Annotated in this window: 17 protein-coding genes; 3 read left to right on the top strand and 14 right to left on the bottom strand. The window is 64.1% G+C overall.

The window, feature by feature from the left end; genetic code table 11:
* Positions 1-342: 342 nt before the first annotated feature.
* Positions 343-1,851 carry a winged helix-turn-helix domain-containing tetratricopeptide repeat protein gene (locus tag C1A35_RS00720; RefSeq protein ID WP_104662466.1) on the bottom strand — a complete coding sequence of 503 codons (1,509 nt, stop codon included), beginning with the start codon at positions 1,849-1,851 and terminating at the stop codon, positions 343-345.
* A gap of 137 nt (positions 1,852-1,988) precedes the next feature.
* Between C1A35_RS00720 and C1A35_RS00715 the strand changes: the two genes are divergently transcribed.
* Positions 1,989-2,240 carry a DUF1127 domain-containing protein gene (locus C1A35_RS00715; RefSeq protein ID WP_440271486.1) on the top strand — a complete coding sequence of 84 codons (252 nt, stop codon included), beginning with the start codon at positions 1,989-1,991 and terminating at the stop codon, positions 2,238-2,240.
* Between the two features lie 13 nt (positions 2,241-2,253).
* Positions 2,254-3,453, top strand: a complete 1,200-nt coding sequence (locus C1A35_RS00710; RefSeq protein WP_104662465.1) for an MFS transporter — start codon at positions 2,254-2,256, stop codon at positions 3,451-3,453.
* Between the two features lie 45 nt (positions 3,454-3,498).
* Here the strand turns inward: C1A35_RS00710 and C1A35_RS00705 are convergent, their stop codons facing one another.
* From C1A35_RS00705 to rimP, 13 genes are all read right to left on the bottom strand, one after another.
* Entirely contained in the window at positions 3,499-3,720 is a 222-nt protein-coding gene (locus C1A35_RS00705; protein WP_104662464.1) for a hypothetical protein, read from the bottom strand.
* Positions 3,721-3,878: 158 nt separating this feature from the next.
* Complete coding sequence (locus C1A35_RS00700) at positions 3,879-4,895, bottom strand: class I SAM-dependent methyltransferase (RefSeq protein ID WP_104662463.1); 1,017 nt, start codon at positions 4,893-4,895, stop codon at positions 3,879-3,881.
* A gap of 81 nt (positions 4,896-4,976) precedes the next feature.
* A complete protein-coding gene (gene pnp / locus C1A35_RS00695; protein ID WP_104662462.1) occupies positions 4,977-7,130 on the bottom strand; it encodes a polyribonucleotide nucleotidyltransferase in 2,154 nt (717 codons plus the stop codon).
* A 355-nt stretch (positions 7,131-7,485) separates the two neighbouring features.
* Positions 7,486-7,755 (bottom strand): 30S ribosomal protein S15, encoded by a 270-nt coding sequence (gene rpsO / locus C1A35_RS00690; protein WP_029742369.1) that lies wholly within the window; start codon positions 7,753-7,755, stop codon positions 7,486-7,488.
* 168 nt (positions 7,756-7,923) lie between these two features.
* The gene (locus tag C1A35_RS00685; RefSeq protein ID WP_158664935.1) at positions 7,924-8,307 is read right to left on the bottom strand and encodes an SH3 domain-containing protein; all 384 of its coding nucleotides are present in this window, start codon (positions 8,305-8,307) and stop codon (positions 7,924-7,926) included.
* Complete coding sequence (locus C1A35_RS00680) at positions 8,297-10,006, bottom strand: sensor histidine kinase (RefSeq protein WP_199772825.1); 1,710 nt, start codon at positions 10,004-10,006, stop codon at positions 8,297-8,299. Before C1A35_RS00680 ends, C1A35_RS00685 begins: the two co-directional genes overlap by 11 nt.
* A gap of 183 nt (positions 10,007-10,189) precedes the next feature.
* Positions 10,190-11,125, bottom strand: a complete 936-nt coding sequence (gene truB, locus C1A35_RS00675; RefSeq protein WP_104662460.1) for a tRNA pseudouridine(55) synthase TruB — start codon at positions 11,123-11,125, stop codon at positions 10,190-10,192.
* An 8-nt stretch (positions 11,126-11,133) separates the two neighbouring features.
* Complete coding sequence (rbfA, locus tag C1A35_RS00670) at positions 11,134-11,541, bottom strand: 30S ribosome-binding factor RbfA (RefSeq protein ID WP_104662459.1); 408 nt, start codon at positions 11,539-11,541, stop codon at positions 11,134-11,136.
* A gap of 81 nt (positions 11,542-11,622) precedes the next feature.
* Positions 11,623-12,075 (bottom strand): hypothetical protein, encoded by a 453-nt coding sequence (locus tag C1A35_RS00665; protein WP_104662458.1) that lies wholly within the window; start codon positions 12,073-12,075, stop codon positions 11,623-11,625.
* Positions 12,075-14,747 carry a translation initiation factor IF-2 gene (gene infB / locus C1A35_RS00660; protein WP_104662457.1) on the bottom strand — a complete coding sequence of 891 codons (2,673 nt, stop codon included), beginning with the start codon at positions 14,745-14,747 and terminating at the stop codon, positions 12,075-12,077. Before infB ends, C1A35_RS00665 begins: the two co-directional genes overlap by 1 nt.
* Positions 14,748-14,852: 105 nt before the next feature.
* Positions 14,853-15,560 (bottom strand): RNA-binding protein, encoded by a 708-nt coding sequence (locus C1A35_RS00655; RefSeq protein WP_104662456.1) that lies wholly within the window; start codon positions 15,558-15,560, stop codon positions 14,853-14,855.
* A 5-nt stretch (positions 15,561-15,565) separates the two neighbouring features.
* On the bottom strand, positions 15,566-17,185 hold the full coding sequence (gene nusA, locus C1A35_RS00650) for a transcription termination factor NusA (RefSeq protein ID WP_104662455.1): 1,620 nt from the start codon (positions 17,183-17,185) through the stop codon (positions 15,566-15,568).
* 45 nt (positions 17,186-17,230) lie between these two features.
* Positions 17,231-17,851, bottom strand: a complete 621-nt coding sequence (rimP, locus tag C1A35_RS00645; protein ID WP_104662454.1) for a ribosome maturation factor RimP — start codon at positions 17,849-17,851, stop codon at positions 17,231-17,233.
* Positions 17,852-18,123: 272 nt separating this feature from the next.
* Between rimP and C1A35_RS00640 the strand changes: the two genes are divergently transcribed.
* Positions 18,124-19,758: an MFS transporter gene (locus C1A35_RS00640; protein ID WP_104662453.1), complete on the top strand. Its 1,635-nt coding sequence runs from the start codon at positions 18,124-18,126 to the stop codon at positions 19,756-19,758.
* Positions 19,759-19,837: the final 79 nt, after the last annotated feature.

The following is a 19,837-nucleotide window of genomic DNA, read 5'->3' as shown; positions in this document are numbered from 1 at the left end:
TGCTTGGTTCCGACTTCGCTTTCCCGCGCGCCGACGGGCGAAATAAAGTTCTACGCAGCAATCTTATGAATCCAAACATAGGTCTCTATCCGCTGATCATCCTGCGATCGTGGGAGAAGAGATAAAGGCAACAAACAGGTTGCGTCCGTAATGATTAAAACCCATGATAGCATGCCTTACGAATATAAGGCAACACTCAAATACACGCGCAGCGATCGTGGTTAGGCGCATGAACGCCGGCCACCCCGGATGGCCGGCACGATCATTCCATCGATGCAGTAGGGCCAGATCGCAGGAGACGGGTCGGTTTCGCAAGCCCGCATCCTCAAGACGGCCGCGCCGTCAATCCGGAAGACCGGCCTTGTGAAAACCGTCAACGAAGTGCGCAAGCATCGCTGCATCGCGAAACGGCTCCGTCGTGACCCAGAAGCCTGTCGTGAAATGGGGATTGGCGACGAGGAACAGGTCGACCTCGGCGCGCGCCTCGTCCAGCCGTCCCAGTTGCGCGAGGCTCGCCGCGAGGAAGCGACGCGAGCTGGTGCGGTAGGTCTCGTCCTTGCGCAGCGTCTCGACCGCGGCTTCGTAGTCTCCGGCCGCATATTGCGCCTGGCCGAGTGTCAGATAGTACCAGCTTGCCGGATAGGGGTTCAGTCGGAACGCCTTGCGAATGTGCTCCAGTCCTTCCTCGACCCGGCCGGCCAGGATCGTGATGTCGGACAATGTCGCCCAGGTGTCGGCTTCGTTCGGGTCGAGCTCGATGGCCTTGGCGAATTCCGCGTCGGCCTCGGCGAAGCTGCGCTCATAGGCGAGCAGATTTGCCAGCACCCAGCGGCAGCCGGCATCGTTGGGATCGATCGCGACGGCCTTGCGCGCCAGCTCCAGAGCAACGCTGCGCGCCGGCTGGACCGGTTCACCCCAATGCACCCACCCCATCCAGTAGTTCATGGCGAGCCAGCGATAGGCCTCGGCGTAATCAGGGTCGAGCGAAAGCGCGCGGGTAAGCATCAGATGCGCTTCACGGGCCGTTTGCGGCGAATCGTCGATCAGCTTGCGCGCGCGCACGCAAAGATCATAGGCCTCGAGACTTTTGGGCCGATTGCGTGACGGCGGTGTGCGCAGCCGACCGAGCAACGCCTCGACGATCTTGGCCGTCACCTCGTCCTGGACTGCGAAGATATGTTCGAGGTTCCGATCGAAGCGCTCCGCCCAGAGATGTTCGCCAGTTTGCGCATCCACCAGCTGGGCGTTGATGCGTACCCTGTCGGCGGCGCGGCGGACGCTGCCCTCCAACAGGTAACGCACCCCGAGATCCTCGGCGATCGCACGCACGTCCATTGCCCTGCCCTTGTAGGCAAAGACCGAGTTGCGGGCGATGACGAAAAGGCCACCGCTTCTGGACAGGTCCGTAATCAGGTCTTCCGTCATCCCGTCCGCAAAGGATTCCTGCTCGGGATCGTTGCTGAGGTTGACGAAAGGCAGCACGGCGATCGATGGCTTGTTCGGCAGCGGCAGAGGCTTTTTCGTCACGCCGCCCAGCCGCTCGATGGTCCCGGTAAAGCGGTAGCCGACACGCGGCACGGTCGAGATCCATTCACCGCCATCGACGGCCGGGCCGAGCAGTTTCCTCAGCTGGGCGATCTGAACGGTGAGATTGCCCTCCTCGACGGCCGTGCCCGGCCAGGCCGCATCCATCAACTCGGCCTTCGCGAGGATTTCTCCGGGCCGTCCAACAAGGGCTGCAAGCAGCTTTACGCCGCGATAGCCAACGGCCACGGGATCGTCGTTCCGCAGGAGCGTTCCCGCACCCGGATCAAGCACAAACGGACCGAAGGCAAAACGCGTTTCCTGCATGTGGCGAGCTATAGCCCGTTTGGAAGTTTTTGAGAACTTTTTGGAAGGGATTAAGTACGGCGCTGATCGCATTGCGCAGAATCCAGCCTTCTTCAGGTCGAGGGTCCCGGACCCTCGAAGCCGATAGCGAGGTTGCCATGAACAACACCCCCTTCCCTCCCATCGCTTCGCATCAGGCACCGGCGCCTGCGACGCCGACGCGCCCGATGCGTTCGCATGGCCCTATCGAAACGCTCAGACGGATGGCCGCCGCCTGGCGTGAACGGAACCAATTTCGGACAGAGCTCCAACGAAAGCTCAAGGGCGATCCGCATCTGATCGCCGATATCGGCCTGACGCGACGCCAGGTCGAGGAGGAACTCGCCAGGCCCTTCTGGCAGGTGCTTTGAGGTGACCGGAAGAATGCCATCGGACCAGCCGTTGCCCGCGGCGACGCCGGCTCTCGGCCAGCGGATCACGCCCCGAGAGGGTCCGGCCCCATGGGCCGCAATGGCGGGCATCATCGCCACCGTCACCGTCTTTGCCGTGGCGCAGGGGCTGACCTATCCGCTGCTCAGCTTCATCCTGGAACGGCAGCGCACGGCACCCGCCCTGATCGGCCTGTCGGCGGCCATGACTCCGCTCGGCTTCATCCTGTCGGCGCCCCTGATCCCGATGCTGTCACGACGGCTGGGCGGTGCCCGGCTTGCGATCCTGTGCTCGATCCTGGCCGTCTGCACCCTTGCCGCCATTGGCTGGACACAGGACGTCTGGGTCTGGATGCCGCTCCGTTTCCTGCTTGGGGTCTTCGCCAATCCGCTTTCGGTGATCAGCGAGACCTGGCTGGTGGCAATCACGCCCGCGTCCCGTCGCGGCCGCGTCATGGGCCTCTACTCCTCGGTCGTCTCAGCCGGCTTCGGCATCGGGCCGCTGTCGCTCGCGCTGGTCGGAACGGACGGCTGGCCCCCCTTCCTGATCGGCATCCTGGCCTTTCTCCTCTGCGGCCTGATCCTGCTCGCCCTGATACCGCGCCTGCCCGATGTGCCGCAGGATGGAGAGGCGACGTCCGTCGCCGGCTTTCTTGCGCTGGCGCCGTTGCTGCTGTTTGCGGTCGCAACGGCCGCCGCCTTCGAGCAGACCCTGCTTTCACTGCTTGCCGTCTACGGCGCAGCACTTGGCAGCAGCGAAGTGCGCGTCGCACCGCTCATCACCTGCTTCATTGCCGGCAACGCGTCGCTGCAGATCCTGATCGGACGCCTGTCCGAACGCAGGGGGTCGAGGCAGACGCTGTTGTCCTGTGTCCTTTGCTCCCTGGGCGGCTGCCTGCTTTTGCCATGGCTGTTCGACAGCTGGCTCGTCTGGCCGTTCGTTTTCGTCTGGGGCGGCGTGACGTTCGGGATCTACACCCTGTCGCTCATCCAGCTCGGCGAGCGGTTCAGCGGCCAGGCCCTGATTGCGGGCAACGCCGCCTTCGCCTTCGCCTGGGGCATCGGCGGCATGGTCGGCTCGCCCGCAACCGGCGCTGTCATGCAGGTGGCCGGACACCAGGGGCTGCCCCTGTCGCTCGGCCTGCTCTGCGCGGTCCTTGGCGGTTTTTTGATCATCGGGAGACGGCGCGGTTGAAGACACGCATGGGCCGCCCGTCCGCGTGCCTTCCTTCACGCATGTTCAAACCAGGACGAAGAGCACAAGCAGAGCCGCGATGACCGCGACGACGACGAAACCCGTGTGCGTGCGGCGCTCGGGATCCAGCGGCGAACGGTAGAGGCTGCGCAGAAACGACATGGGGACCTCGGACGTCGCGCCATGTCCCTCGCCTTGCTTGATGTCCTTGGCGATGGCTTCGGCCGCGTCTTCGCTCAAAGGCGGCCTGTTCACTCCCGACGTCATGGAACTCATCCTCCGGCAGGAAAACCGGACGCATGGTGAGCCGGAAAGGCGGCGAAGGCAACGGGCTAAGTTTGACTTGCCGCCAGATGCAAAAGAGCCGGGTCATCTGCCCGGCTCCTTCAATTCCCCGTTCGCGTGAGATGCGGCGGCGCAGGCCCTCAGCGCTTGGCCCAGAGCACCTTGAAGCGGGCGTTGCGGCAGGTCTCGCCATACTCCTTGGAATTTTCGGCGAGCACCTGCTCGTACGGAAGACCGCGATTGGCGACCAGCATCAGCTTGCCGCCCTGCTTCAGCGCCTTCATCGCCGTCTTGATGATGGCGATGCCGAGCGCCGGCTCGGCGGCGTGGCTCTCATGGAAGGGCGGGTTCATGACGATGAGGTCGTACTTGTCGCGCGGCTCTTCGCTGGTCAGGTCGAACCAGTAGAAGCGGGCCGGCATGCGCGGGGCATTCGCCATCATGTTGACGCGGGCCGCCTCGAGCGCCTCGTGATCCGCCTCGAACAGGTCGATGCCCTTGGTGCCGGGCGCGGCTTCTGCAAGCTTGGCTGCGAGATAGCCCCAGCCGGCGCCGAAATCGGCGGCATGGCCGTGGAAATCGTGCGGCAGACGCGAGGCGAGCAGTTCCGAGCCGGCATCGACGCGGTCGTGCGAGAACATGCCCGGTGACGCCTCGAACAGGCCGTCGACGCGCACCGGCACCTTGGCGAGCTTGCGCACGGCGTCGGTGACATCTTCCGGGCGGGTGAACCAGAAGGCGACACCGTGATATTTCGGCAGATGGTCGCCGTCCCATTCGAACTTGGCGATGCGCTTCTTCAGCGACTGGATGCCGTCTTCCTTGCCGCCGGCAACGACGATCAGTCCGCCTTCGCGGGTGCGCTTCAGCGCCTCGGCGATGCGGTCCTCGTTCTCGCCCTTGTGCTTGCCAGCAAGCACCAGCGTGACGTCGTAGTCCTCGCCGGTGACCTCGGGCGCCACGTCGGCGCGGGCGGCCTCGAGGGCGCGATAGAGCGGCCGGAGCGGCTGCACGGCCGAGATCGACGCCGCAAAGCCCTCAGGCAGCCTGTAGCCTGCCTCGGCGCCGAGGAAGAGCACGCGCTCGCCCTCGCCCGGCGGGTCGATCACGCCGCTGTCGAACGGGTAAAACAGGGTCTTCAACGCATCTCGGCTCATCGGTCTATCCGTCATCTTCCTACAAGAAAGGGGCGCGGAGCGATCCGCCCCGCGCCCCGAATGCATTCGGGTGAAGCCCGCTTATTCTGCGGCTTCGCCGTCGCCCTTCTTCTCGGACTTTTCGGCAACGACTTCCTTGCCGGTGGCCTGGTCGACGACCTTCATCGACAGGCGAACCTTGCCGCGCTCGTCGAAGCCCATGAGCTTGACCCAGACCTTGTCGCCTTCCTTGACGACGTCGGTCGTCTTGGCGACGCGCTCGGAGGCGAGCTGCGAGATGTGGACGAGGCCGTCACGGGCGCCGAAGAAGTTGACGAAGGCGCCGAAGTCGGCGGTCTTCACAACGGTGCCTTCGTAGATCTGGCCGACTTCCGGCTCGGCGACGATCGAGTGGATCCACTTGCGGGCCGCTTCGATTTCCTTGCCGGACGACGAGGCGATCTTCACGGTGCCGTCGTCTTCGATGTTGATCTTGGCGCCGGTCTTTTCGACGATTTCGCGGATGACCTTGCCGCCCGAGCCGATGACTTCGCGGATCTTGTCGACCGGGATGTTCATGACTTCGATGCGCGGAGCGAACTCGCCGAGCTGGCCACGGCTTTCGGAGATGGCCTTGGCCATTTCGCCGAGGATGTGGAGACGGCCGCCCTTGGCCTGGTTGAGCGCGATGCCCATGATCTCTTCGGTGATGCCCTCGATCTTGATGTCCATCTGGAGCGAGGTGATGCCGGCTTCGGTGCCCGCAACCTTGAAGTCCATGTCGCCGAGGTGGTCTTCGTCGCCGAGGATGTCGGAGAGAACGGCGAAGCGCTCTTCTTCCTTGATCAGGCCCATGGCAATACCGGCAACCGGCTTAGCCAGCGGAACGCCGGCGTCCATCAGTGCGAGCGAGGTGCCGCAGACGGTGGCCATCGAGGACGAGCCGTTGGACTCGGTGATCTCGGAGACGACGCGCAGCGTGTAGGGGAACTGTTCCGCCGTCGGCAGCATCGGGTGGATGGCGCGCCAAGCGAGCTTGCCGTGGCCGATTTCGCGGCGGCCCGGGGAGCCCATGCGGCCCGTCTCACCGACCGAGAAGGGCGGAAAGTTGTAGTGCAGCATGAAGTTTTCCTTGTACATGCCCGTCAAGGAATCAACGTACTGCTCGTCTTCGCCGGTGCCGAGCGTGGCAACGACGATCGCCTGGGTTTCACCGCGGGTGAAGAGCGCCGAACCGTGGGTGCGCGGCAGGACGCCGACTTCCGACACGATCGGGCGAACGGTCTCGAGATCGCGGCCGTCGATGCGGCTCTTGGTGTCGAGGATGTTCCAGCGAACGATCTTGGCCTGCAGGTGCTTGAAGACGGCGCCAATCTCTTCGGCCGTATGGGCCGGGTTCTCGATGCCCTCAGGCAGGAAGTGAGCCTTCACCTTGGCCTTGACGGCGTCGACGGCGGCGTAGCGGGCAGCCTTCTCGGTGATCTTGTAGGCGTTGCGCAGCTCGTCTTCGGCAATCGACAGCATGGCGTTTTCGAGAGCGGAATGATCTTCCGGTTCGAATTCGCGCGGCTCCTTGGCGGCGACTTCAGCGAGCTTGATGATGGCGTCGATGACCGGCTGGAAGCCCTTCTGGCCGAAGACGACGGCGCCGAGCATGACGTCTTCCGGCAGTTCCTTGGCTTCGGATTCGACCATCAGCACCGCTTCCTGGGTGCCGGCGACGACGAGGTCGAGGGTCGATTCGTCCATCTCGTCGAGATGCGGGTTCAGCACGTACTGGCCGTTGATGTAGCCGACGCGCGCGCCACCGATCGGGCCCATGAACGGGATGCCCGACAGCGTCAGCGCAGCGGAAGCGGCAACCATCGACAGGACGTCGGGGTTGTTTTCGAGGTCATGCTGCATGACCGTGACGATGACCTGGGTGTCGTTCTTGTAGCCATCGGGGAAGAGCGGGCGGATCGGACGGTCGATCAGGCGCGAGACGAGCGTTTCGTTTTCGCTCGGACGGCCTTCGCGCTTGAAGTAGCCACCCGGGATCTTGCCGGCGGCGTAGGTCTTTTCCTGGTAGTTGACGGTCAGCGGGAAGAAGTCCTGGCCCGGCTTCGGCGACTTGGCCGAAACGACGGTGGCGAGAACGACGGTTTCGCCGTAGGTGGCGAGAACGGCGCCGTCAGCCTGACGGGCGATCTTGCCGGTTTCGAGCTTGAGCGGACGCCCAGCCCATTCGATTTCAACCTTGTGGGTATCGAACATGTTCTGTCCTTCGTGTGCGGCGGACCTTTCCGCGGCTGTTGCAGCGCGGGTGGTCGAAGGGCCGCATGAAATGGCGCATCACGGGCAAGACAACGGGAGGCTTCACGCTGTAATCGGCTGGTTTCCGCTTGGCCCGAACCCCCGCTTCTCAGCGGCATCCCGGCAAGCAGGGGCCGAAGCATCCTGCAATCCTGCCCCATGACGGGCCATCGGTTGATCCGCGATACCGGCCCATCCGGCTCGCTGGACTCTCTCCTTAAGCCACGCTTTCTATGCGGCCGGAGAGTCTAATCGTCGAGCGTTCAACGCTCCATAAAAAAGCCGGCGGGCCGCAATGACCCGCCGGACAAGTCGCTTAGCGACGGATGCCCAGGGCACCGATCAGCTTGGTGTAGCGCGCTTCGTCTTTCTTCTTCAGATAGTCGAGGAGCGAACGACGGCTGGAAACCATCGCGAGCAGACCACGGCGGGAATGGTTATCCTTCTTGTGGCCCTTGAAGTGTTCGGTCAGGTTGTTGATCCGTTCCGTCAGGATAGCAACCTGGACTTCCGGAGAACCGGTGTCGCCTTCAACGGTTGCAAATTCCTTGATGAGCTGAGCCTTACGCTCTGCAGCAATCGACATCGGATGATCCTTTCGATTCGAGGATTTCGGGACGCCGTCAGCCGGGATGTCGTCCAGCTGCGGCCGTGAATGCAACGGGCATGCGCCTTTTGCTGGCGTGCCTATAAACGAATTGGATGAAAAAGGAAAGGGTCATGGACCTGCGCCCGAAAGCGCCGGCAAGCGGGCCTAATTGCCTGTCGGCCGCGGGTGCATCGGCGCCGATTTTAACTGGTCACCGTCGGCAGGAGCGCAGTCCAGATAGGTGGAAAAAACCCAGCCGAGCACGCCCTTTTCGTTGGCGACCAGCGACCAGCGCTTGCCCTTGTGCTCCCGCTCGCCGACCTGGCGCAGCCTGGCGCCGTTTGCGAGCGTCGCCAGCACCCGGCCGTTCGGCGCATCGCGCACATTGAGTTCGGTGCCGGTCGGATCCGCGACCGAGCAATCCCTGTCAGCCGCTCGCGCCGGCAAGGCATGGCCCATCTGCAGGACCAGCGCCGCGGCGGCAGAAATTCCAAGGCAACCGGCCGCTCGTTTCACCGCGTCGGCCTCCGGCTGAACGTCATGGGGCATCCTCCCCTGCCTGGCGCGGCACGATGATCCGCCATTCGATGCCATCGGCATGCATGATCCGCTCAAGGACGGCATTCAGGGCCATGCCGAGCATGCGCTCCAGCACCAGCGTGCCGAAGCCCTTGCGGATCGGATCCGACGGCTTGCCCTGGAGATCGGCGCCCTCCTCCCGCCAGCGAATGGCGATGCCTTCATCCTCCAGCGACCAGCTCAGCTTGACGACCCCGGTGGTGTTGGCGAGCGCGCCGTATTTGGTCGCGTTGGTTGCGAGCTCGTGCAGCGCCATGCCGAGCGTCTGGGCGATCTGGGTGTCGAGCCTCAAGGGCGGGCCGGAGAAAATCACCCGCCTCGGATCGTCAGGCGTAAACGGCTGCAACTGGTTCTGGGCAAGCTCGCGGAAATCGACGCCTTGCGCGGCGTTGGCGATCATCAGGTCGGTGGAGCGGGCAAGCCCTGCGATGCGCTTGCGGAAACTGTCGGCGAAATCGGCGGCACTCTCGGCCGAATAGACCGACTGGTTCAGCATGGACTGGATCACCGTCAGCTGGTTCTTCGAGCGGTGCGCCACTTCGCGCATGAGGAACCGGATTTCACCCTCCGCCTTGGTGCGCGCGGCGGCCGCCCGCGCTAGCGCCGCCGAGACCTGCTCGACCTCGGCGATCATGTGCGGGCGCGGCTCGATCCGCTCGCCGGCGCCGAGGCGCCGGGCATCCTCGGCCACGAGCTTGACGCCCTGCGACAAGAGCCGCGCGATCGCCAGCGAACCGGCGATGGCGATGCCGGCAAAGAGGATGCCGCCGAGCGACAGCCACAGGAACGACCAGACGGCCGGCGCATCGACGATCGCGCGCGGCGCCCAGGCGATGATCCGCCAGCCGGTGATTACGGAGAATTCCGTCGCCACCCGGTATTCCGTGCCGTTCTCCTTGATATTGCGAACGCCGATGCTGATCGCCGGCACCTTGTCGAGAAAGAAAGATTCCCCGGCCTTGACCGCCGCATCCGACGAGACGATGACCTTGCCCGCACCATCGACGAGGGCGGCGTTCCAGCCAGGCGAGAGCGTGTCGCGGTTGACGGCCTTGGCCATGTTCTCGGCGTTTTGCGTCAGCGCCAGCAGATAGTCTTCGCCGGTCGAGAGCTTTGCCGGCAGATAGACGTTGAACACCCATTTCCCGGCGGTCTTGCCGAAGAAGACGTTGGAAACGAGCGGCGCGCCGCTGTTGGTGAAGGCGCGCTCGATGGAGTCGGAATCCGAGCCCTTGCCGAGCGCCGTGCCGAAGGGAACGCGGGTGTTGAGCCGCTGGTCATGCTTGCGATCGATGACGATCAGGTAGGAATCCGTTTGCGCAAGGGCCGTCGAGGCTCTCTCGTAGAACGCCTGCAGGTTGTCGTCTTCGATCGCCCGCGACGTCGACAGGACCTTCAGCGTCGTCAGCATGCCCTCGATGTCGCGCTCGACGATGCGCGTCACCGATCCGGTCGAGGCCTGCAGCAGCGACGTGATGACCTGTTCCTGCGCGTCGACGCTGCGCTTCAGCACGACGAGCGAAAAGATGAAGGCCGGAACGATGGCGACCAGCAGCAACGAGGTCAGATAAAAACTGAACGGGCGGGTCAGGCCATGACGGGCGCGATCGACCATCGCCGCCAGGCTATTGGTTGCCCTGCGCTTTCCTTCTTCCGTCACGCCGGTCACCTGCAACGTCCTTTTCCGTTTGCCGCCGGCGGCGTGAACGCCTTGGGCGCACGCCACCGCATGCGGCGCAACCGCCAAAAGGCAACGAAACGCGACAGGGAAACGGAATCACCTCGGATGGACTGGGAAGCCATGCCGGGATCATGCGTCAAGGATTGAGCAAAGGCAAACGGTTCCGGGCGGTTAGCTTCCGGCAAAAACCCGCTTCGGGCGGAACTCGCCCTCGGCGATCTCTCCGATCGCGACCAGCTTGCCGCGCGCCGTGGCATAGGCTTCGGGCGTCGCCAGCGGTGCGTCGCGGCCGCGCAGGATGATGGGATTGCCCATTCTCAGGCGGTGCGCCTGGTCGTCGTTAACAGGCACGTGCGGCAGGTTGGAAAGCGCCTCGCCGGTCTCGATCAGATAGGCGTCAAGTGCGGCCAGACGCTCCTGGTCGTCCTCGATCTTTTCCAGGGCCACCAGGTCGGCAAGCGGCACCATGTCCTCTTCACCGAAAGGCGCGACGAAGGTGCGGCGCAGCGAGGCGATGTGACCGAAACAGCCGAGATCGCGGCCCATGTCGCGGGCGATCGACCGGACATAGGTGCCCTTGCCGCATTCGATCTCGAAATGGGCGAGGTTGGGTGCCGCGCCAAGCAGTGTCAGCCGGTGGACCTCGACCTCGCGGGCCGGGATTTCGACCGTCTCGCCGTCGCGGGCGAGATCGTAGGCGCGCTCGCCATCGATCTTGATCGCCGAGAACTGCGGCGGCACCTGGCTGATGACGCCGGTGTATTTCGGCAGCAGCGCGCGGATCGCCTCTTCGTTCGGCCGATCAGCCGACGAATGGGTGACTTCGCCTTCGAGGTCGTCGGTCGAGCGTTCTTCGCCCCAGGCGACGGTGAATTCGTAGATCTTGCGGCCGTCCATGACGTAAGGGACGGTCTTCGTCGCATCGCCAAGCGCGATCGGCAGCATGCCGGAGGCCAGTGGATCGAGCGTGCCGGCGTGACCGGCCTTCTGGGCCTTGAACAGCCACTTGATCTTCGAGACGGCTTCGGTGGAGCCGAAGTCGAGCGGCTTGTCGAGGATCAGCCAGCCCGAGATCGGGCGGCCCTTGGGCTTACGCGGTTTGGACATGAAATCTACTATTCTTCGTCTTCGCTGGTCTGGTCGAGATCGCGGCTGACTTCCGGCGAGCGCAGCAGCTCATCGATCTTCTTGTAGTTGTCGAAGCTCGTATCGTCGCGGAAACGAACGTCGGGCATGTATTTCATCTGCCGAAGCTGCGGGCCGAGACGGCCGCGAATGTACTTGGCATTGCGGTTCAGCGCCTCGATGACCTCGGCATGGTTGGGCACGCCGAGTGGCGTGACATAGGCCGTGGCGATCTTGAGGTCCGGCGACATGCGCACTTCCGAGATCGCGATGACGGTCTTCTCGATCACGGGGTCGCGGACCTCGCCACGTTGCAGAACCTGGGTGATCGCAGCGCGCACCTGCTCACCGACGCGCAGCATGCGCTGGGAAGGGGCCGAGGATGTAGCTTTGCTCATGGTCGTTGACTTTCCAAGGTTCTGCGCCCGCTCCAGGCGCAGCAAACCGTTTTACTCTTTAACGTAGTTATCATCCGTGCCTCAGGCGCGGGTAGTCCCAATTGACCGTGCCCGCCTTCTTTGACGCAGGCCCAGGAGAACGCCCATAGCGGTCAACACCGACGCAGACAGCAGATGGATCAACTCGAACTGCGGGTGAGCGCAACCCTCTTTGATGGCGGACTGCCATACCTGGTGCCCGGCATCTCCCCAGGATGTGACGGCCATCAGCAAGAGGAGACCGCCGAGAAGGCTCCCGACCCAAAGCAGCGCCCGCAGGCGCAAGACCGTCGAGCCGATCGCCAGACAGAAAAGCGCCGCCAGGCCGACCCAGTTGGTCAGAAACGCGGCCGCCTCGTTGAAAACTGAGAATTCCCGCCCATCCCATCCGGGATAGATCTTGTCGCAGACTTCCGCAAAGGCCGGCTCCCACCAAAACGACACAACAGCGGCCAAGGCCGCCGTTGTGCAGATTTGCCGGGCTTTCAGCCCCATTAAAGCGTCCGCGTGATGTGCTCGACGCGGAAGCACTCGATCGTATCGCCGGCGCGGATGTCTTCGTAATTCTCGAAGGCCATGCCGCATTCCTGACCGACGTTGACTTCCGAGACTTCGTCCTTGAAGCGCTTGAGGGTCTTGAGCTTGCCTTCGTGGATAACGACGTTGTCGCGAACCAGACGGACGCCGACGCCACGCTCGACCTTGCCTTCGGTGACGCGGCAACCCGCGACCTTGCCGACCTTGGTGATGTTGAACACCTCCAGGATCTCGGCGTTGCCGAGGAAGGTTTCGCGGCGCTCCGGCGAGAGCAGACCCGACATCGCCGCCTTCACGTCATCCACCAGATCGTAGATGATGTTGTAGTAGCGGATCTCGATGCCGGCACGCTCGGCGGCCGAACGGGCCTGCGAGTTTGCGCGGACGTTGAAGCCGATGATCGCGGCGTTCGACGCTTCGGCGAGCGAGATGTCGGACTCGGTGATACCACCGGCACCCGAATGCACGATGCGCGCACGCACTTCGTCGGTTCCGAGCTTGTCGAGGGCACCGGCGATCGCTTCGATCGAACCCTGCACGTCGCCCTTGATGACCAGCGGGAACTCCTTGAGACCGGAGGTCTGGAGCTGGGTCATCATCTGCTCGAGCGAGCCGCGCGAGCCGGACTGACGGGCAACCTGCTTCTCGCGGGCGAGACGCTGGCGATATTCGGAGATCTCGCGAGCACGGCTTTCGTTTTCGACGACGGCGAACTTGTCGCCTGCAGCCGGCGTGCCCGAAAGGCCGAGGACCTCGACCGGCATGGACGGACCGGCTTCCTTGACGTGTTCGCCCTTATCGTTGACGAGCGCGCGCACACGGCCCCACTGATCACCGGCGACGATGATCTGGCCCGGACGCAGCGTGCCCTTCTGGACAAGCACGGTCGCAACCGCACCGCGGCCACGGTCGAGCTCGGCTTCGACAACCGTACCTTCGGCCGTCCGGTTCGGATTGGCCCTGAGGTCGAGGATTTCCGACTGAAGCAGGATCGCTTCGAGCAGCTTATCGAGGTTGGTGCCGTTCTTGGCGGACACTTCCACGTCGAGGACTTCACCGCCCATGGATTCGACGAAGACTTCGTGCTGCAGCAGTTCGGTGCGAACCTTCTGCGGGTTGGCCGTCGGCTTGTCGACCTTGTTGATCGCAACGATGATCGGAACACCCGCCGCCTTGGCGTGGTTGATCGATTCGATCGTCTGCGGCATCACGCTGTCGTCAGCCGCAACCACCAGGATCGCGATGTCGGTCGCCTGGGCGCCGCGAGCACGCATGGCGGTGAACGCCGCGTGGCCGGGGGTGTCGATGAAGGTGATCTTGTTGCCGTTCTGCTCGACCTGATAGGCGCCGATGTGCTGGGTGATGCCACCGGCTTCGCCGGCCACCACGTTGGCATGGCGGATCGCATCGAGCAGCGAGGTCTTGCCGTGGTCGACGTGACCCATGATCGTAACGATCGGCGGACGCGGCAGCATTTCCTCTTCCGAGTCCGAAACGTTGAAGATGCCCTCTTCGACGTCGGATTCCGAAACGCGCTTGACCGTGTGGCCGAACTCGCCGGCGATGAGTTCTGCCATGTCGGCGTCGATCAGATCGCCCGGCTTCATCATCTGGCCTTCCTTCATCAGGTACTTGATGACGTCAACGGCACGTTCGGACATGCGCTGCGACAGTTCCTGAATGGTGATGGTCTCAGGCAGAATGACTTCGCGGGAAATCTTCTCGCGGGTTTCCTGCATCTGGCTGCGCTTGAACTTCTCCTGGCGGCGACGCATGGCCGACAGCGAACGGGCGCGCTGGCCGGCATCCTCGTCGCCTGCGGTGCTGAGCGTCAGCTTGCCCTGGCGACGACCGTCGTCGCCCTTCGGGCGGGCCGGAACCTTGGCAGGCTCGGGACGCACGACCTTGCCGCGCGCCGGGGTCGCATTGCTGCGCGAACCGCGATCGTCGTCTTCCTCGCCACGGCGGCCACGGGCGGCAGCACCGGCAGGCGCCTGCGGCGCGGCAGCGGGTGCCGCCGGACGCGGCGACTGCGGACGATTGTCGGGGCGACGCTCGACGGCGGCAGCGGGCGCTGCAGCCACGGGGGCGCGTTCCTCAACCGGCGCGGCCGCCTTCTCGGAAGCGGCCTGCGCTGCTTCTTCAGCAGCGCGGCGTGCCGCCTCTTCCTTTTCGCGAACGACGCGTTCTGCCTCCTCGCGCTGGCGACGGGCTTCGTCTTCGGCGCGGCGCTTGGCTTCCTCGGCGTCACGGATCTGAGCTTCCGCCAGGGCACGACGACGGGCGTCCATCTCGCTGGCGGACAGGTCATTCAGGACAACGCCACGCGGACGGTTCTGCTCCTGGCGCGGCTGATGGACCTGCGGCTGCGGCGCCGGACGGCCCGAAGGCTGCGGCGGGCGCTGCTCGGCCGGACGTGCAGCCGGAGCCGCGCTCACGGGCGTGATCGGCCGCTCATCCTTGTGTCGGGTGAAAGAGGTCGGGCGCTTCCTGGTCTCGACCACGACCGCCTTGGTGCGGCCGCGGCCCATGTCCTGACGCACCGTTCCCTGCTGAACCCCATGGGGCTTCAGGGTCAGCGTCTTCTTGCCTGCTACGCTGATGGTCTTGTCGTCTTTGTCGTCGGTCATTCCGTTCCGTTCCTAGCGATCAGGCCCGGATGCGTATCACCCGACCCCGTCTTCCAATTTGTCTCAAGCAACACCCGCGATGCCGGCATTTGCCGGTGACGCGCGTCATTGCTGTGGCTTGCCAGCGCCGCCTTCGGCCCGGACCGGGACGGATCCTCGGTACTTTTCGAGCATGATTGCGCGCTTCACTACACCCTCACCCGCCTGCCCTGCAAGCGCTGCGGCATGGATAAAAGCATTACTTCCTAAAAGGCCCTCCATTTCCGCCCCGGTGAAGGGACGGAACGAAGGTATTTCCGTTTCGTCGTCGGCCACGAAGCTCATCGCCTTGCGGGCCTGGTCTATCTTGCGCACGCCATCGGCGGCAGCATCGGCCGCGTGGAACACGGCAAGCGCTGCAAGACCGCGCACGGCCTGCTCCGTCTTCGTCGCGCCGGAGATGAACTGGGCCGCCTTGCGCGCCATGTTCATCATTCCGGCCAGCTGCTCGCAAAGCAGCCGGTCGACATCGTCGGCGAGCGTCGCGTCGGCCTTGACGTCCGCCTTGAGTGCGCGGGCGAAGAACTTCTTCGCCACCGCCTTCTCGATCAGCGCCCGCTCGGCCTTCACCCAGCAGCCGCGCCCCGGAAGCTGACGCTTCAGATCGGGAACGACCCTGCCGTCAGGACCGGCCACGAAGCGGATCAACTCGTCGGGCGAACCGCTTTCGCGGGTGACGATGCAGGTCCGCGTGCTGCCGCTGCGATCCTTCGGACCCCCGTCCAGGGGAAGAACGTCCGAAGGCAGGCTGTCGGCATCATCAGAGACGGTCATCGCCCTTAAGCGTCCTGCTCGGCGCCTTCGGCAACGTCGATCGGCTCTTCGCCTTCGACCTCTTCGCTCGCCAGGTCCTCTTCCGTGATCCAGCCGGCAGCAAGGCGGGCCTGAACGATCATGGCTTCAGCTTCGGCGCGCGAGACGTCGAGCTTGGAGAAGGTGCCTTCGAAACGCTTGGTCTCGCCGTCCTTGCGCTCGCTCCAGCCGACCAGATCGTCAGCGGCGCAACCGGCAAAGTCCTCGACCGTCTTGATGCCTTCTTCGCCGAGCGCAACGAGCATCTGGCTCGTCAGGCCATCGATCGAACGCAGTTCGTCGGCGACGCCGAGTTCCTTGCGCTTGGCATCCATTTCCGCCTCGATCCGGTCCAGGTACTCGCGGGCGCGGGTCTGGATTTCGTTGGCGGTCTCCTCGTCGAAGCCGTCGATCGACGAAATCTCGTCGAGATCGACATAGGCAAGCTCCTCGACGGCGGCAAAGCCTTCGGAAGCCAGAACCTGGCCGACCATCTCGTCGACGTCGAGCGCGTCCATGAACAGGTTGGTGCGCTCGGTGAATTCCTTCTGGCGACGCTCGCTCTCTTCCTGCTCGGTCAAGATGTCGATATCCCAGCCGGTCAGCTGCGAAGCAAGGCGAACGTTCTGGCCGCGGCGGCCGATGGCAAGCGACAGCTGCTCGTCCGGAACGACCACTTCGATGCGTTCCGCATCCTCGTCGAGAACGACCTTGGCGACTTCGGCCGGCTGCAGCGCGTTGACGATGAACGATGCCGGATCCTGCGACCACGGAATGATGTCGATCTTTTCGCCCTGAAGTTCGCCGACGACGGCCTGGACGCGCGAACCGCGCATACCGACGCAGGCGCCGACCGGATCGATCGAGCTATCGTTCGAGACAACGGCAATCTTGGCGCGCGAACCCGGGTCGCGGGCAACCGACTTGATCTGGATGATGCCGTCGTAGATCTCAGGCACTTCCATGGTGAAGAGCTTCACCATGAACTGCGGATGGGTACGCGACAGGAAGATCTGCGGGCCGCGCTGCTCGCGGCGAACGTCGTAGACGAAGGCGCGGACGCGGTCGCCGTAGCGCATGTTTTCGCGCGGGATCATCTCGTCGCGACGGATGATGCCTTCGCCACGGCCGAGGTCGACGATGACGTTGCCGTATTCGACGCGCTTGACCGTGCCGTTGACGATTTCGCCGACGCGATCCTTGAACTCGTCGAACTGGCGGTCGCGCTCGGCTTCACGCACCTTCTGCACGATGACCTGCTTGGCCGACTGGGCGGCGATGCGGCCGAAGTCCATCGGCGGCAGCGGGTCGGCGATGAAGTCGCCGAGCTTGGCGTCCGGGTTGCGATCGCGAGCGAGCTCGAGCGGGATCTGCGTGGAATAATCGTCAGCCTTCTCGACCACTTCCAGAAGACGCTGCAGGCGGATCTCACCGGTCTTGGAGTTGATGTCGGCGCGGATGTTCGATTCCGACCCATAGCGCGAGCGGGCGGCCTTCTGAATCGCGTCGGCCATCGCGGCCAGGACGATTTCGCGGTCGATCACCTTTTCGCGCGCGACGGCATCCGCGATCTGCAGAAGCTCGAGCCGGTTAGCACTGACTGCCATGTCTTGTCTCCGTTGGGTTGCAGGGGGCTTCACGCACCGCCCGGCTTATTCCTCAATAGGTGAATCTTCGTCTTCGAAATTTTCGTTCGCGGCGCGCGCAGCCTTGGCCTTCTTGTCGGCCGTCAGCGCATCGCGGATCAGCTCGTCGGTCAGGATCAGCCGCGCTTCGGAAAGCGTGGTGAACGGGATCACGACGACGGGTTCCTCGCCATAGGCAACCTGGTCGCGCTCGAGCCGGAAACCGTCGTCGTCGACGGAAACGATCTTGCCGCGGAACCGCTTGCGGCTGTCGACCAGGACCGACGTCTCGCATTTCAGCAGGTGGCCCTGCCAGCGGAAGAAATCGGACTTGCGCACCATCGGGCGGTCGATGCCCGGCGACGACACTTCGAGATGATACGCCTTGTCGACCGGATCTTCCACATCGAGTACCGGCGAAATGGCCTTGGAGATCTCTTCGCAGTCCTCGACGGTCATGGTGCCGTCGGTGCGCTCGGCCATGATCTGCAGCGTCAGGCCGTTCTGGCCGGACATGCGCACGCGCACGAGCTGGTAACCCATCGGCACGATCACGGGCTCGATGATATCGGCAATGCGCTGGTCGAGGCCGGTTTCGGTGATCAGGCGCGGTTCAATTGCATTTTCAGCCGTTGTCGTATCGGACAAACGATCATCTCCTCATCGGACCGGCTAATAAAAAAGAGCGGGTCCTGACGGGCCCACTCTTCATCTACCGATCAAGAATTTGAGGCTCATATACGCCCCATCGCCGCAAATTGCAAGGCATTGGGCCGCCCGGCGCGAACGGGCGGACGACACGCCGGCGAGCATCTTCACCGACAAGGTCAGTTTCAGCGGGTGGCACTTCGCGTTCTCAGGCCTATAACAGGAAACGAACCGCTTCGAGACGACAATCAAGAACGAAGAGAGAAGACGAGGTGCCAACCCGTATTTCGCCGCTTGCCCCCTTCAAGCACGACATCTTCCGCACGATCTGGATCGCGAGCCTCGCCTCCAATTTCGGCGGCCTCATCCAATCGGTCGGCGCCGCCTGGCTGATGACCTCGATTTCCTCATCGGCGAACATGGTGGCGCTGGTGCAGGCCTCGACCTCGCTGCCGATCATGCTCTTCTCGCTGGTCTCCGGCGCGCTTGCCGACAATTTCGACCGGCGGCGGATCATGCTGGTGGCCCAGTGTTTCATGCTCTTCGTCTCGGCGCTTCTGACGATCTGCGCCTATGTCGGGTTGATCACCCCCTGGCTGCTCCTGCTCTTTACCTTCCTCATCGGCTGCGGCACGGCGCTCAACAATCCGTCCTGGCAGGCCTCGGTCGGCGACATGGTTCCGCGCGACGACCTGCCGGCGGCCGTGGCGCTCAACAGCATGGGTTTCAACATCACCCGCAGCGTCGGCCCGGCGATCGGCGGCGCGATCGTTGCGGCGCTGGGGGCTGCGGCTGCCTTCTTCGCCAACACGCTCAGCTATTTCGCCATTCTCTTTGCACTGGTGCGCTGGCGGCGCGAGGTGCCGACAAGCACGCTGCCGCGCGAGACGCTGGGCCGCGCCATTTCGGCCGGTCTTCGTTATGTCGCGATGTCGCCCAACATCGGCAAGGTACTGCTGCGCGGCTTCCTCTTCGGCCTCTCGGCAAGCGCGATCCTCGCCCTTCTGCCACTCGTCGCCCGCGATCTCGTGAAGGGCGGGCCGCTCACCTACGGCCTGATGCTCGGCGCCTTCGGCCTTGGCGCGATCGGTGGGGCGCTGCTCTCCGCCCGCCTGCGCGAGAAGCTTTCGAGCGAGGCGATCGTGCGCATCGCCTTTACCGGCTTTGCCGCCAGCGCCGCGATCACGGCCTGGAGCACCTATGCATGGCTGAGCTGTCTCGCGCTGCTTGTCTCCGGCGCCTGCTGGGTGCTGGCGCTGTCGCTGTTCAACACCACCGTGCAGCTTTCGACGCCACGCTGGGTCGTCGGCCGGGCGCTTTCGCTCTACCAGACGATGACCTTCGGCGGCATTGCCGGCGGCAGCTGGCTCTGGGGCACGGCGGCCGAGCAATATGGCGCGGCCAACGCGCTGATGGGCTCCTGTCTGCTGATGTTTGCCGGTGTCGTGGTCGGATTCCGCCTGCCCCTGCCCGAGTTCACGTCGCTGAACCTCGATCCGCTCAACCGCTTCAACGAGCCGCCGCTCGAACTGGACCTGAAACCACGCAGCGGCCCGATCGTCATCATGATCGACTACGAGATCGCCGACGACGACATCCCCGAGTTCCTGACGACGATGGCGGAACGGCGGCGCATCCGCATCCGCGACGGCGCCGGACACTGGGCGCTGATGCGCGACCTCGAAAACCCGACCACCTGGACCGAGACCTACCACGTGCCGACCTGGGTCGAATATGTGCGCCACAACCAGCGGCGCACCCAGGCGGACGCCGCCATCGGCGACCGGCTGACGGCGCTGCACAGCGGCAAGGCGCCACCGCGCGTGCACCGGATGATCGAGCGCCAGACGATCGTGCCGACGCATTACGAGCGTTACAAGCGTCAGGTGAATGTGGACATGCACTAGGTGCTTGTGCCGGCTCCTACGCCCACATCGACCCATGCAACAGAAAAGGCCCCGTGGGGCCTTTTTCGATTTATCGGGT

This window comes from Ensifer adhaerens, from assembly GCF_002940685.1.
Taxonomy (GTDB): domain Bacteria; phylum Pseudomonadota; class Alphaproteobacteria; order Rhizobiales; family Rhizobiaceae; genus Ensifer; species Ensifer adhaerens_E.
Note: the sequence above shows the minus strand (reverse complement) of the source record. Positions and strands in the feature narration are given on the sequence as shown.

Bases quoted from the DNA above. Each gene is read 5' to 3' on its own strand.
- C1A35_RS00655 (WP_104662456.1), bottom strand. From the start codon at position 15,560: ATGACCGTCTCTGATGATGCCGACAGCCTGCCTTCGGACGTTCTTCCC.
- C1A35_RS00665 (WP_104662458.1), bottom strand. From the start codon at position 12,075: ATGGGGCTGAAAGCCCGGCAAATCTGCACAACGGCGGCCTTGGCCGCT.
- infB (WP_104662457.1), bottom strand. From the start codon at position 14,747: ATGACCGACGACAAAGACGACAAGACCATCAGCGTAGCAGGCAAGAAG.
- C1A35_RS00710 (WP_104662465.1), top strand. From the start codon at position 2,254: ATGCCATCGGACCAGCCGTTGCCCGCGGCGACGCCGGCTCTCGGCCAG.
- rpsO (WP_029742369.1), bottom strand. From the start codon at position 7,755: ATGTCGATTGCTGCAGAGCGTAAGGCTCAGCTCATCAAGGAATTTGCA.
- C1A35_RS00685 (WP_158664935.1), bottom strand. From the start codon at position 8,307: ATGCCCCATGACGTTCAGCCGGAGGCCGACGCGGTGAAACGAGCGGCC.
- truB (WP_104662460.1), bottom strand. From the start codon at position 11,125: ATGTCCAAACCGCGTAAGCCCAAGGGCCGCCCGATCTCGGGCTGGCTG.
- pnp (WP_104662462.1), bottom strand. From the start codon at position 7,130: ATGTTCGATACCCACAAGGTTGAAATCGAATGGGCTGGGCGTCCGCTC.
- C1A35_RS00715 (WP_440271486.1), top strand. From the start codon at position 1,989: ATGAACAACACCCCCTTCCCTCCCATCGCTTCGCATCAGGCACCGGCG.
- C1A35_RS00705 (WP_104662464.1), bottom strand. From the start codon at position 3,720: ATGACGTCGGGAGTGAACAGGCCGCCTTTGAGCGAAGACGCGGCCGAA.
- rbfA (WP_104662459.1), bottom strand. From the start codon at position 11,541: ATGAGCAAAGCTACATCCTCGGCCCCTTCCCAGCGCATGCTGCGCGTC.
- C1A35_RS00700 (WP_104662463.1), bottom strand. From the start codon at position 4,895: ATGAGCCGAGATGCGTTGAAGACCCTGTTTTACCCGTTCGACAGCGGC.
- nusA (WP_104662455.1), bottom strand. From the start codon at position 17,185: ATGGCAGTCAGTGCTAACCGGCTCGAGCTTCTGCAGATCGCGGATGCC.
- C1A35_RS00720 (WP_104662466.1), bottom strand. From the start codon at position 1,851: ATGCAGGAAACGCGTTTTGCCTTCGGTCCGTTTGTGCTTGATCCGGGT.